Source organism: Streptomyces sp. NPDC042638, from assembly GCF_040647235.1.
Taxonomy (GTDB): Bacteria; Actinomycetota; Actinomycetes; order Streptomycetales; family Streptomycetaceae; genus Streptomyces; species Streptomyces rameus.
In genome coordinates this window covers 52806-64852 of record NZ_JBEZBT010000049.1, presented here as the reverse complement: position 1 = coordinate 64852, position 12047 = coordinate 52806, and the positions used below count along the sequence as shown (strand labels likewise).

The 12047-nt window shown below is 73.4% G+C and carries 9 protein-coding genes and 1 pseudogene; 5 read left to right on the top strand and 5 right to left on the bottom strand.

The annotated features are described in order from the left end of the window. Nucleotides 1-51: 51 nt before the first annotated feature. Nucleotides 52-1788: pseudogene (gene lysX / locus AB0B40_RS30170) on the bottom strand (bifunctional lysylphosphatidylglycerol synthetase/lysine--tRNA ligase LysX); the annotation flags it as partial. A gap of 90 nt (nucleotides 1789-1878) precedes the next feature. Between lysX and AB0B40_RS30165 the strand changes: the two are divergent. Together AB0B40_RS30165 and AB0B40_RS30160 are read left to right on the top strand one after the other, a co-directional pair. Continuing rightward, nucleotides 1879-2349: a universal stress protein gene (locus AB0B40_RS30165; RefSeq protein WP_362266670.1), complete on the top strand. Its 471-nt coding sequence runs from the start codon at nucleotides 1879-1881 to the stop codon at nucleotides 2347-2349. A 559-nt stretch (nucleotides 2350-2908) separates the two neighbouring features. Then, a complete protein-coding gene (locus AB0B40_RS30160) occupies nucleotides 2909-4333 on the top strand; it encodes an amino acid permease (RefSeq protein ID WP_345057165.1) in 1425 nt (474 codons plus the stop codon). Here the strand turns inward: AB0B40_RS30160 and AB0B40_RS30155 are convergent, their stop codons facing one another. Beyond that, complete coding sequence (locus AB0B40_RS30155) at nucleotides 4334-5482, bottom strand: CapA family protein (RefSeq protein ID WP_345057167.1); 1149 nt, start codon at nucleotides 5480-5482, stop codon at nucleotides 4334-4336. Nucleotides 5483-5698: 216 nt separating this feature from the next. Between AB0B40_RS30155 and AB0B40_RS30150 the strand changes: the two genes are divergently transcribed. The 3 genes from AB0B40_RS30150 (at nucleotide 5699) to AB0B40_RS30140 (ending at nucleotide 7764) form a co-directional block, all read left to right on the top strand. After that, nucleotides 5699-6295 carry a sigma-70 family RNA polymerase sigma factor gene (locus AB0B40_RS30150; RefSeq protein WP_362266668.1) on the top strand — a complete coding sequence of 199 codons (597 nt, stop codon included), beginning with the start codon at nucleotides 5699-5701 and terminating at the stop codon, nucleotides 6293-6295. Between the two features lie 154 nt (nucleotides 6296-6449). Continuing rightward, the gene (locus AB0B40_RS30145) at nucleotides 6450-6965 is read left to right on the top strand and encodes a hypothetical protein (RefSeq protein WP_345057171.1); all 516 of its coding nucleotides are present in this window, start codon (nucleotides 6450-6452) and stop codon (nucleotides 6963-6965) included. A 151-nt stretch (nucleotides 6966-7116) separates the two neighbouring features. Continuing rightward, a complete protein-coding gene (locus AB0B40_RS30140; RefSeq protein ID WP_362266666.1) occupies nucleotides 7117-7764 on the top strand; it encodes a zf-HC2 domain-containing protein in 648 nt (215 codons plus the stop codon). Between the two features lie 21 nt (nucleotides 7765-7785). Here the strand turns inward: AB0B40_RS30140 and AB0B40_RS30135 are convergent, their stop codons facing one another. The 3 genes from AB0B40_RS30135 to AB0B40_RS30125 all read right to left on the bottom strand — a co-directional run bounded on the left by AB0B40_RS30135 (nucleotide 7786) and on the right by AB0B40_RS30125 (nucleotide 12023). Continuing rightward, entirely contained in the window at nucleotides 7786-8649 is an 864-nt protein-coding gene (locus tag AB0B40_RS30135; RefSeq protein WP_362266664.1) for a DNA-formamidopyrimidine glycosylase family protein, read from the bottom strand. A 61-nt stretch (nucleotides 8650-8710) separates the two neighbouring features. After that, nucleotides 8711-10795: a SpoIIE family protein phosphatase gene (locus tag AB0B40_RS30130; protein WP_362266662.1), complete on the bottom strand. Its 2085-nt coding sequence runs from the start codon at nucleotides 10793-10795 to the stop codon at nucleotides 8711-8713. 382 nt (nucleotides 10796-11177) lie between these two features. Next, nucleotides 11178-12023 carry a DUF6777 domain-containing protein gene (locus AB0B40_RS30125; RefSeq protein WP_362266660.1) on the bottom strand — a complete coding sequence of 282 codons (846 nt, stop codon included), beginning with the start codon at nucleotides 12021-12023 and terminating at the stop codon, nucleotides 11178-11180. Nucleotides 12024-12047: the final 24 nt, after the last annotated feature.

The window sequence follows — 12047 nt, the reverse complement described above, 5'->3', positions numbered from 1 at the left end:
GAGGGATCCGCCCTGGTCTCAGTCGCAGTCTCAGTCCCGCAAGGACCATTTGCCCTTTCCCCAGAGTTTGCGCAGGGACGGTACGGACACGAAGCCCTCGGCGATGCCGGAGGCGAGGCCGATGCGGGCGAGGGCGGCGGTGTCGCCGTAGCAGATGAAGCGCGGGTACCACTCCGGGTGGTACTTGGCGTTGGAGCGGTACAGGGCCTCCAGTTGCCACCAGCGGGAGAAGAAGAGCAGGAGCCGGCGCCAGAGCCGGAGGACCGGTCCGGCTCCGATGCGGGCGCCCTCCTCGAAGGCCGACCGGAAGACGGCGAAGTTGAGGGAGATCCGGCGCACACCCAGTTTCGGGGCGGCGGCGCACAGTTCGGCGACCATGAACTCCGTCACGCCGTTGGGCGCGGCCCGGTCACGGCGCATCAGGTCCAGGGAGACGCCGTCGCGGCCCCAGGGGACGAAGGAGAGCAGCGCGAGCAGCCGGCCGTGCTCGCCGAGGGCCTCCACGAGGAGGCAGTCGCCGTCGGCGGGGTCACCGAGCCGGTCCAGGGCCATGGAGAAGCCGCGCTCGGTCTCGGTGTCCCGCCAGGCGTCGGCCTTGGTGATGATCTCCTGCATCTCCCGTTCGGTCAGGTGCGCGTGCCGGCGGATACGGCAGACGGCTCCGGTGCGCCGGACCCGGTGCACGGCCTGCCGGGTGACGCGCATGTCCCGGCCGTTCAGGTCGAAGCCCGGGATGGACAGGATCGCCTCGTCACCGAGTTGGAGGGCGCCCAGTCCGGCGCGGGCGTAGGCGCGGGCGCCGTTCTCGGAGGCGCCCATCACGGCGGGTGCCCAGGCGTGCCGGCGGGCCCGGTCCAGCCAGGCGTCGATGGCGTGCGGCCAGGCCTCCGGGTCGCCGACGGGGTCGCCGCTGGCCAGGCACACACCGGCCTCGACGCGGTAGGTGACGGCGGCCTTGCCGCTGGGCGAGAAGACGACGGCCTTGTCGCGCCGGGTGGCGAAGTAGCCGAGGGAGTCCCGCTCGCCGTATTCGGTCAGCAGGGCCCGGATGCGGGCCTCCTCGTCGCCGTGCAGGGCGGCTTCCAGGCGCTGGGACCGGAACAGCGTGCCGGCGGCGTTGAGCAGCGCGAGCGCGCCGAACAGGCCGAGGACGAAGCTGACCTCGCGCGGTGGGCGGCCGTCGAAGGAGCTGCTCGGGACCAGCCCGCCGCACACCCGGTCGGCGGCCCACGCCAGGTGCTGGGCCGCCGGGAGCGTGCCGGGGAAGAGCTGCAGCAGGCCCCAGCCGAGCACGATGGACACGGCCAGCCCGGCAAGCAGCACGGCGAGCGCCCGCCACACGGCGCCGCGGCGGGAGGCGGCGTAGAACTCCCCGCGGGCCACCACGAGCAGGAGCAGCAGCAACCCGCACAGCACCAGGGAGGGGAGCGACTCGGCGTACAGGCCGACGGCCGCGCCGAGCGCGTCGGTCAGGACGAGCAGGCCGAGGTAGACGACGACCAGCCGCCAGGCGACCTTCTTGCGGGCGGCGGTGGCGCCGGACAGCAGGAACAGGAAGACGGCGTAGGCGAGGTTGGCGCTGATCGGGACCAGCAGCAGGTCGAGGGTGCGGACGGCCGGTCGGAGCGGGCCGCGCAGCGGGGCGATGATCGCGAGCAGGGCGCACAGCAGGCCGAGCGCGGCGAAGAGGGTGGCGAAGGCCTCCGGGACCCAGCCGAGGCGCCCGCCGGGTGGGCGCATCGGGCCGCCGGCGCCCCTGCGGGCGGCCGGTTCCGCGGTGGCAGTCATGGTTCCGACTCTAGGAAGGGCCCGGGCCGCTCGCCCGTCGAGCGGGCCCCGCGCATGGGCTGGAACAGCCGATTCCGATACCCTCGGGCCGTGACGGAACAGCACGAACAGCATTCGCACACGTTCGAGCGGGGTACGGACGGCCCGAAGGTCATCGTCGTCGGTGTGGACGGCTCCGACTCCTCGTTGCGTGCCGCGGCGTACGCGGGTGGTCTGGCCCGGCGGCAGCGCGCTCTGCTGGCCGTGGTGTACGTGCAGCCGTTGCTGGCGGCCGGCGCGGCGCTCGGGGCTCCGGTGGCGGAGACGACCGACGAGATCGCCGAGGACCTGATCACGCAGATCCGGGAGGCGGCCGAGCGGGTCAAGGGGATATTCGACATGCGCTGGGAGTTCCACACGTTCCGCGGCGACCCCTACAACGGGCTGGTGAAGGCCGCCGACGAGCTGAAGGCGGACGCGGTGGTGGTGGGCGCCTCGGAACAGGCCGGCCACCGGATCATCGGCTCGGTGGCGGTCCGGCTGGTCAAGGCGGGCCGCTGGCCGGTCACGGTCGTGCCGTAACCGGGACCGCCGGAAGCGGCCGTCCGACGTCCCCCGCCGGACGGTCACGACGGCGACGACACCCTCACCACCGACCGACCGCCGAGCGGCCGGACCATCCGGACGGCGGGCCCCGCGGAGCCGTCAGGACGGCGGCGCACGCCCTTCCCGCCGGCCGACCGGAGCACGAGCGGCCGGGCCCCCACCCTGGCGGCAGAGGCGGTCCCGCCCTGGCGGCAGAGGCGGTCGCCGAGCCGGGCGGCGGGAAGCGGCACCGACGACCCACGGACCGGTTTCCCCCGGCCGCCCACGGGGCCGACGGGTGGTGCGCGCCCTGCCGCCGGACGACAGAGCACGAGCGGCCGGACCCGACCCGGACGGCAGAGGCGGCCTTAGACCCCGACGGCGGTGAGCGGCGGACGCGACCCGCGGACCGGGCCGGTGTCCCCGCCGCGGGCGCGGACGTGGTGCTGCGGGCGTGGACCGCGGTCCGGGCCGTGCGTGGCGTCTTCTCTGTGCGCCGCCCCTGAGACATCATGATCCGCCGTCAGCCGTTGCCGTCGGCGAAGAGGTGAGGCGCATGGCCAGAATCCGCGCGGGTGAGGGGATTCTCCGCCGCAAACCCATCGAGCACATCGAGGAGGCCGAGGTCGGCGAAGGCACCCGCCTGGACAAGTCGCTGGGCCTGTGGCAGCTCACCGCGATCGGCGTGGGCGGCATCATCGGCGCGGGCATCTTCACCCTGGCCGGCACGGTGGCCCACGGCATCGCCGGGCCGGCGGTGCTGGTCTCCTTCCTGGTCGCAGGCGTCGCGAGCGCCTGCGCCGCGCTGTCGTACGCGGAGTTCGCCGGGATGATTCCGAAGGCGGGGTCGGCGTACACGTACGGCTACGCGGTGCTCGGTGAGTTCGCGGGCTGGTTCATCGGCTGGGATCTGCTGCTGGAGTACACGGCGATCGTCGCCGTGGTCGCGATCGGGATCTCCGGCTACTTCGGCTTCCTCATCGAGAACCTGGGGCTCGATCTGCCCGACTGGCTGCAGGGGGCGCCCGGGACCGGGACCGGTCACCGGGTCGATCTGTTCGCGGCGGTGCTGTGCCTGGTGATCGCCTGGCTGCTCAACCTGGGGATGCGCAGCGCGGCCCGGTTCGAGACGGTCGTGGTGGCGCTGAAGGTGCTGGTGGTACTGGTGGTGGTCGGGGTGGGTGTGTTCCACATCGACAGCGGGAACTACCACCCGTTCTTCCCGTTCGGGGTGAGCGGTGCGTTCACCGGTGCGGCGACCGTGTTCTTCGCCGTGTTCGGCTACGACGCCATGTCGACCGCCGCCGAGGAGTCGAAGGACGCGCAGCGGAACATGCCGAAGGCCATCATCTACTCGCTGGCGATCTCGATGGTGCTGTACGTGGCGGCCTGCCTGGTGCTGACGGGCATGCAGAACTACCGGGCCATCGATCCGGAGAGCGGCTTCTCCACCGCGTTCGACTCGGTGGGCCTGAGCGCGCTCGCGAACCTGGTCGCGGTGGGCGCGATCATCGGCATCCTCACCGTGATGTTCACGTTCATGCTGGGCGTGACCCGGGTGTGGTTCTCGATGTCCCGTGACGGCCTGCTGCCGCGGTGGTTCGCCAGGACGCACCCGAGGCGGCACGTGCCGACCCGGGTCACCTGGATCGTCGGGGTGGCGTCGGCGGCGATCGCCGGGTTCGTGCCCATCGGGGAGGCCGCCGAACTCACCAACATCGGCATCCTGCTGGCGTTCGTGGTGGTGTGCGCGGCGGTGATCGTGCTGCGCTACCGGCAGCCGGACCTGCCGCGCACCTTCCGCACCCCGGGGATGCCGGTCGTGCCCGCGCTCGGTGTCGTCTTCTCGGTCTGGCTGATCACGTTCCTGCAGTGGCAGACCTGGGTGCGGTTCGCGGTGTGGTTCGTGATCGGCTGCGTGATCTACTTCGGCTACTCCTACCGGCACTCGGCGCTCGCCACCCGGCATCCCGCGGGCTGATCACTCCGCCATGGTCAGGCCGTCCTGGGCGGCCCCGCGGCTGAGGACGGCGTCCCGGATCCGGTCGCGCACGGCCTCCAGTTCGGCGCCCTGGGCGATGGCCCGGTTGAGGTCGACGACCCGGCCGGCGTCGAGGTCGTACAGCTGCGGGACGAACTCGGCACGGGTGACCCGCCAGGGGCCGCCCGGCCGGGCCGGCGGGGCGAAGGTGAAGCGGCCGAGGGCGGACTCGTTGCCACGCGGGTCCTGGGCGCCCGCGCCGTTGTACATCTCGCCGGCGATCTGGTCGCCCATCCCGTAGATCACCCAGGTGCCGTTGACCTTCTCGTACGCCTGCGGGACATGGGCGTGGGTGCCGAGGATCAGGTCGATGTCCGGGCGGCCGTTCGTGGCCGAGGCGGTGAGCCGCTGGGCGAGGGTGAGCTGGAGCCGGTCGGGTTCCTCCTGCCACTCGGTGCCCCAGTCGAGGGAGATCACCACCACGTCGGCGCCGCCCCGCCGGGCGGCCCGGGCGTCGGCGACGATCCGGTCGGCGTCGATCACGTTGACCGCCCAGGGCTGTCCGGGCGGCAGCGGGTAGTTGGTGCCGAAGGTGTACGACAGGTGGGCGACCTTGGCCCGGCCCGCCCGCAGGATGGCGACCGAGCGGGCCTCGGCCTCGCTGCGGGCGGTCCCGGCGTGCCGCAGACCGGCCCGGTCCATCGCGTCGAGGGTGCGGGCGATGCCGGCGGTTCCGTCGTCCAGGGCGTGCCCGGAAGCCGTGGAGCAGCTGTCGTAGCCGGTGGCGGCGAGGGCCTCGGCGATCTGCGGCGGGGACTTGAAGACGGGGTAGCCGGTGTAGTCGCCGTCGGCACCGTAGACGGTCTCCATGTGACACAGCGCCAGGTCGGCGCGGGAGACGACCGGTTGGACGCCGGAGAGCATGGGGCGGAAGTCGTGGCCGTTGCGGCCGGCGTCGTAGGCGGCCCGCTCGATGACGGAGGTGTGCGGCAGCACGTCGCCGGAGGCGACCAGGGTGAAGCCGCCGCCGGCCGGGGGCGGCGCCGGCTGTCCGCGCGTGCCGGATTCCCGGTGCTGGTTCTGGCACGCTGCCCCGGCCGCGAGGACGGCGGTCAGGAGCAGCGCCACCTGCTGTCTGCGTCCGATCATCAGCTCACCCCAGGGTTGTCGTATATACAGACGAAGCCGTGACGGGCATATGGGTATGAATCTGATGTCCCGGATAAACAGATCGGGTGGCGTCATTAACCCGTCCGGGGTTCTGGCGTACCGCTCGTCCGACCGTTCGCCGACGCGATCGACCGTCCGCCGCAAGTCCGGGTCCGCGCCCTGTGCGCCGGCCGCGGGCTGCGCTGCCATACGGCCATGACGGCCGGAACCTCACTCACCCCCGGGACGCTCAACCCCGGGACACTCAACCCAGGGACCCCAGAGACCCCAGGGACCACGACCGCCGAGCACGAGCTGGCCGCACTCCAGCGCGAGCACGGCGGACCGCTGTTCGCGCTGCTGCTCAGGCTCTGCGACGGAGACCGCCAGCGTGCCGAGGATCTCGTCCAGGAGACCCTGGTGCGTGCCTGGCAGCATCCGGAGGCACTGCACGCCGACGGCTTCGACTCCGTACGGCCCTGGCTGCTCACCGTGGCCCGGCGGCTCGCGATCGACGCCCGGCGGGCCCGGCGGGCGCGGCCGGCCGAGATCGGCGACGAGGTCCCGGAGGACGCGCGGGTGACCGCCGATCACGCCGAGCGGTCCACGGCGATGCTCGACGTCCGGCAGGCTGTGAAGACACTCACGCCGGAGCACCGTGACGTGCTGATACTGGTGTATTTCCGCGGGGCCAGCGTGACGGAGGCCGCGCGGACCCTGGGTATTCCACCCGGTACCGTGAAGTCCCGCGCGTACTACGCGTTGCGCGCCCTGCGCCGGGTCCTTCCGGGTTACGCGGCCGACCTGCGATGAAACCGGAAGCCCGGTCAAACCTCGGTAAAGCGCCTTGCTGTAGCCCCCGTTCTGGCAATGGGCTGTCCTCATCCGCGTTCCGGGCGGGGGCGGGGACCGCGATCCCGACGGGGGCTCGGGCGACGCGCACGCACCGGAGGAAGGGCAGGAAGGGATGCTGCACAGAGGGCACGAGAGCACGGACGGCACCGACGGCGACGAACTGGCCGTCCCCATGGCCTGGTTGTACGCCGAGTACATCGCCGACGAACTGCTGCGCACCGGCGATCTGATGCCGCCGACGTCCTTCGAGTTCCGGGCCGGCCGGGACGCGCTGGCGCTGACCGTCTTCCTGTCCGACACCGACGGGGAGCTCTCCGGCATCCGGGTGATCTCCCAGCTGGAGAACTGGCTGGCGCTGACCGCCTACGACCAGCCGTGGCAGGACTGGGTGCGCGCGCGTATGGCCGAGCTGACCGAGCGGGCGGCCGGCTCCTGCGCCCCCTGCCCGGACCTGGCGCTGGCGGCGGACGCCTGGCGCTGGCTGGAGGAGACCGAACTGCTCGCGCCGGACCTCGACGCGGTGCCGGGCGGCGGCGCGGTGTTCGGGGAGGACGACGGGCCGAAGGTGTGGACCCCGGCCTGGCGGCTCGGGCTGCCCCTCGGGCACCTGGCGATCCACCTCTTCTGAATCTTCCGCTATTCACACCAATCCGCGGGCCGGGCCGCTCCGAATCTCCTGTCCGGGATTGTGTGTGCGGCTTGAGTGATTCGGCCGTCGGCTGCGTACGGGTGGGAGCAAGGAGTAACCCTTCCCCCACCCTTCGGCACGAGGATTCGGCATGAGGTCCCTGGAAAGGCATCGCGACGTCGGCGCGTACGCGCTCGGCGTGCTGGACGAGGCGGAGGCCTTCCGCTTCGAGGACCACCTCATGGAGTGCCCCCGGTGCGCGGCACACGTGACCGAGTTCGGGCCCGCCACCCGGCAGCTGATGCTGTACCGCCGGGCCACGCCGCGCTTCGTGCCCGCCATGGCCCAGCCCGGTCCCCGGCTGCTGGATCGGCTGCTCGGCGAGCTGGCGCACCGGCGACGGGCGCGGCGCCGCAGGCTGCTGTACGGCCTGGCCGCCTCGGTGGTGCTGGCCGTGGCCGGCCCCGGGATCGTGGCCTTCGCCGGTGACACGGAGCCGGCCGCACGGGTCACCGCGGCGACCGATCCGCACACCGGGGTGTGGGCGCGGGTCACCTCCGCGGACGCGGAGTGGGGCAGCGATCTGCGGCTGGAGGTCAAGGACGGTTCCGGGCGGCACGCCTGCCGCCTGGTCGCGGTCGGCCGTGACGGCACGGAGCAGGTCGTCGCCGGCTGGTCCGGGCGCGGTGACGGCAGGCGGCCCACCACCGCGATGGGCGCGACCGCGCTGCACCCGGACCAGATCCTGCGCTACGAGGTCCGCACGGACGAGGGAAAGCGGCTGGTCACCCTGGAGTAAGGGGCTCAGGGCGGAACGGGCTCACTTCAGCAGCCGGGACAGGCGTCGGTCGGCCAGCGGCTTGCCGCCCGTCTGGCAGGTCGGGCAGTACTGCAGCGAGGAGTCGGCGAAGGAGACCTCCCGGACGGTGTCGCCGCACACCGGGCAGGGCTCACCGGTGCGGCCGTGGACGCGCAGGCCGCTCTTCTTCTCCGCCTTCAGCCGGCCGGCCGCCACGCCCCGGGACCGTTCGACCGCCTCGGTGAGCGTGTCGCGCAGCGCCGCGTACAGGCGGCGGGTCTCGTCCGGGGTGAGGGAGGCGGCGAGCTTGAACGGGGACATCTTCGCGGCGTGCAGGATCTCGTCGCTGTAGGCGTTGCCGACGCCCGCGATCAGCGACTGGTCGCGCAGGGCACCCTTCAGCTGTCGGCGTTCGTTCTTCAGCAGGGCGGCGAAGCGCTCCTCGTCGAAGTCGTCGGCGAGCGGATCGGGGCCGAGCCGGGCGATGCCCGGCACCTCCTCCGGGTCGCGGACCACGTACACGGCGAGGCGTTTCTGGGTGCCGGCCTCGGTCAGGTCGAAGCCCTCGCCGGTCTCCAGGGCCACCCGCAGCGCGAGCGGGCCCTTGCCGGGCTTCGGCGGGCCGTCCGGCAGCCGGTCCCGCCACTGCAGCCAGCCCGCCCGGGCCAGGTGGGTCACCAGGTGCAGCCCGCCGTCCGTCCCGATGTCCAGGAACTTGCCGTGCCGGCGCACGGTCGTCACCTCCGCGCCCTCGACGGCGCCGACCGGCGGGTCGTACGTCTTCAGGACGCTGATGGCCACCGGCAGCACCCGCACCACCCGGAGTCCGACCAGGTGCTCGGTGAGGAAGTCCGTCAGCGCTTGTACCTCGGGCAGTTCCGGCATACGTCCAGAGTGCCATCCGGCACCGACGACGCCGCGCGGTCCCGCCGGGGGCGGACGGCGCCTACGGCAGCTCGAACTCGCACCACACCGCCTTGCCGCTGCCCCGCGCCTCCACGCCCCAGCTGTCGGCGAGCCGCTCCACGAGGAGCAGGCCGCGGCCGGAGACGCCGTCCTCGCCCGCGTCGCGGCGCCGTGGCAGGGCGCTGGAACAGTCCTCGACCTCGATGCGCAGCCGGTGGCCGGCGCCGTCCAGGACCCGCAGGGTGACGACCGCGGAGCCCTCGGTGTGGATCAGGGCGTTGGTGATCAGCTCGTCGGTCACCAGCTCGATCTCGTCGGCCTGGTCGCCCGCGCCCCAGGCGCGGACCGCCGCGCGGACCATCTGCCGGGCCTGGGTGAGCGCCTCCGGGTCACCGGACGCCACATGCTGCTGGAGCCGGCCGCCGGGCCGCGTGCTCTCGCGCGCGCGGCGGCGCATCAGCAGCAGGGCCACGTCGTCGTCACCGCCCCGTTCCTCGGCCACCTTGATCAGCCGGTCGGCGAGGTCGCGCACCTCGTCGGGGCCCTCGCAGATGAGCGCGGCCAGGGCTCCCATGCCGTCGTCCAGGTCGGCGCCGGGCAGTTCGACCAGCCCGTCGGTGCACAGCAGCAGGGTGTCGCCCGGGTCGAGTTCGAGGGAGGCGACGGGGTACTCCAGCCGGCCGAACTCGGCGGACAGGCCGAGCGGCAGCCCGCCCTGGACGGCGACCCGGTGGCAGCTGCCGTCGGCGCGCCGGATCAGCGGGTCGATGTGCCCGGCGCGCACCATCTGCACGACTCCGGTGGACAGGTCGGCCTCGGCGTACAGACAGGTGGCGAACCGGTCGGTGTCCAGCTCGTGGAGGAAGACGGAGGCGCGGGCCATGACGGTGGCCGGGGTGTGGCCTTCGGCGGCGTAGGCGCGCAGGACGATCCGCAGCTGGCCCATGACGGCGGCGGCGTGCGTGTCGTGGCCCTGGACGTCCCCGATGACCGCGCCGACCCGGCCTCCCCCGGAGGGGGTGCCCCCGGGCAGCGGGATCAGGTCGTACCAGTCGCCGCCGATGTCCCGGCCCAGGGCGGCCGAGCGGTAGCGGACCGCGATGTCGGCGCCGCGGACGCTCGGGATGGTGCGGGGCAGCATGGCCTGCTGGAGGCCCTCGGCGAGGTCCTTCTCCTGTTCGTAGAGCATGGCCCGCATGAGGCTCTGCGCGATGCTGCTGCCCAGCGCGACCAGGACGGCGCGTTCCTCGTCGGAGAAGCCGTGCCGGTCGTCGTAGAGCAGGCCCATCGCCCCGATCGGGCGGGCCTGGGCGATCAGCGGGAGGTAGGCGGCCGAGGTGATGCGCAGATCGGTGATGTGCGGCCAGAGGATCGGGTAGTCCGACGCGAACTCCTCCGCCGACTCGATGAAGCGGGGGCTGAGCGTGCGGACGACCTCGCTCATCGGGTACGGCTCGTCGATCCGGGTGACGCGGGTGCCGGGGACGAAGCTGCCCGCGGGGCCCTCGGCGACCAGCCGGATCCGGCCCGCCTCCACCAGACCCATCACCAGGCTGGCCGCGCCCAGATGGCGGATGCCGTGGGCGTCCTTGATGACGTCGATGACGTCCTGGACGCTGCGGGCGTGCGCCAGGGCGGCGGAGATGACCTGGACGACGCTGGTCTGCTGGCGGAACGCCTCGTCCTGGGCGGCCCGGAGGCTGCGGGCGGCGCTGTCGGCGAGTTCCTGGGTGGCGTCGCGGACGATGCCGACGACCCGGCGGGGGCGGCCGGAATCGTCGCGGCGGATGTAGCCCTGGGTGTGCGTCCAGCGCAGGGTGCCGTCACGGCAGCGGATGCGGAAGTAGGCGCCGTAGTTCTCGCTGCCGTCCTTGATCGCCCGTGCGACCACCGCGTCGAGCCGGGCGGCCTCGGGCGGCGGCACGCGCACGGAGAGGGTCTCCGGGCGCCCGTCGTACTCCTCGGGGAGCAGGTCGAACACCTCGAAGGCCTGGGCGTCCATGTCCATCAGACCGGCGTCCAGGTCCCAGTCGAAGCTGCCCATGTGGTTGAGCGCGAGGATCGGGTCCGGATGTGCGGGCCAGTCCTCCGGAAGGGACAGGGCGCTCGCTCCCCGATCGGCCATGGGCCCACCATGCCAGCATCCGGCCGATTCTTCGACCTGATCGGCGGCCCCCGGTGCGGGACCGCCGCCCGGCACCGGCACCGGCTCCGTACTCAGCCGCCGGGCCCGTCCCCGGGCGGGCCGGGGAGGACGGAGTGCCATCACTGCCCTCTGGTGCCGGGAGGCCGGGCCAGGAAAGACGGGGCGCCGTCACGGCCGTCCGATGCCGGGGGGCCGGGGTGGGCGGGGTGCCCTCCCGGCCGTCCGATACCCGGGGGGCCGGGCCGGGGAGGGCGGAGTGCCGTCACGGCCGGACGGTGCCCAGGGGGCCAGGTCGGGCAAGACGGGGCGCCGGTCCCGCCGTCCGGTGCCGGGGGGCCGGGCCGGGGAGGGCGGGGTGTCGTCACTGACCTCCGGTGCCGGCCTGTGGCTTCGTGTCGGGCGGGGCGGGCGGGGACGGGGCGGTGCCGGCCCGGACGGGCGGGGAGACGACGTGGTCGCGGCGGACGTCGTGGCCGACCCGGCGCTCGGTCCAGGTACGGTTCCCGTCGTCGACGATCGTGATGCCGGCGACTGCGTGCGGCGCCGGGGCCACCACGATGACCTTGTTCGGCCGGTAGCCGTACCAGGGGGTGCCGCGGGCACCGGCCCCGCCGCGGGTCGGCGCGGGCGGTTCGAGCGGGTTGCCGCAGGCGCAGCGCACCCGGGGCACGCCCCGGTCGTCGACGAGGACGGCGGTGCCGGCCTGGAGCACGGCCTGATAGCCGTCCGCCCTGCGGTTGCGGTAGGAGTGGTTCGTGACGCGGGTGTCGGTGCCGAGTACGACCGGCGTCAGGCCGCGCAGATAGGCCGGGAGCGCCGGCCGGGTGACGCCGGCCACGCGGGCGAAGGCGTCGGCCCGGGCCCGGTCCGCCGCGAGATAGCCGATGTGCCGCTCGACGTCACAGTCGGCGACGTGCGGGCTGCCGTGGTACAGACCGGGTGTGGCGCCGGACAGGGTGCGGGTGGCGCGCAGCGGTGCCGCGAGTTCGGCGGCCGACACGGGGGCGGTGCCGCGGGGCGGTGCCGACCCGGGGACGCCGGTGGCCGTGGACGCGGTGAAGGGCTCGGGTCCCCGGTCGGTGGCGGCCAGCAGGTAGACCGACTCGCCCAGCCGGGCCTCCTTGACGCCGGAGCCCGCGCAGCCGGCGGTGGGGAGCACCGCAGACAGGACGCAGACCGTGACGATGGTTCCGGTGGGTATCCGCACCGCACACTCCACATCACTTTGGGT

What these genes read in the sequence shown, in the direction of transcription:
- AB0B40_RS30160 (WP_345057165.1), top strand. Translation starts at nt 2,909, where the DNA reads ATGGCCAGAATCCGCGCGGGTGAGGGGATTCTCCGCCGCAAACCCATC.
- AB0B40_RS30155 (WP_345057167.1), bottom strand. Translation starts at nt 5,482, where the DNA reads ATGATCGGACGCAGACAGCAGGTGGCGCTGCTCCTGACCGCCGTCCTC.
- AB0B40_RS30150 (WP_362266668.1), top strand. Translation starts at nt 5,699, where the DNA reads ATGACGGCCGGAACCTCACTCACCCCCGGGACGCTCAACCCCGGGACA.
- AB0B40_RS30145 (WP_345057171.1), top strand. Translation starts at nt 6,450, where the DNA reads ATGCTGCACAGAGGGCACGAGAGCACGGACGGCACCGACGGCGACGAA.
- AB0B40_RS30140 (WP_362266666.1), top strand. Translation starts at nt 7,117, where the DNA reads ATGAGGTCCCTGGAAAGGCATCGCGACGTCGGCGCGTACGCGCTCGGC.
- AB0B40_RS30135 (WP_362266664.1), bottom strand. Translation starts at nt 8,649, where the DNA reads ATGCCGGAACTGCCCGAGGTACAAGCGCTGACGGACTTCCTCACCGAG.
- AB0B40_RS30130 (WP_362266662.1), bottom strand. Translation starts at nt 10,795, where the DNA reads ATGGCCGATCGGGGAGCGAGCGCCCTGTCCCTTCCGGAGGACTGGCCC.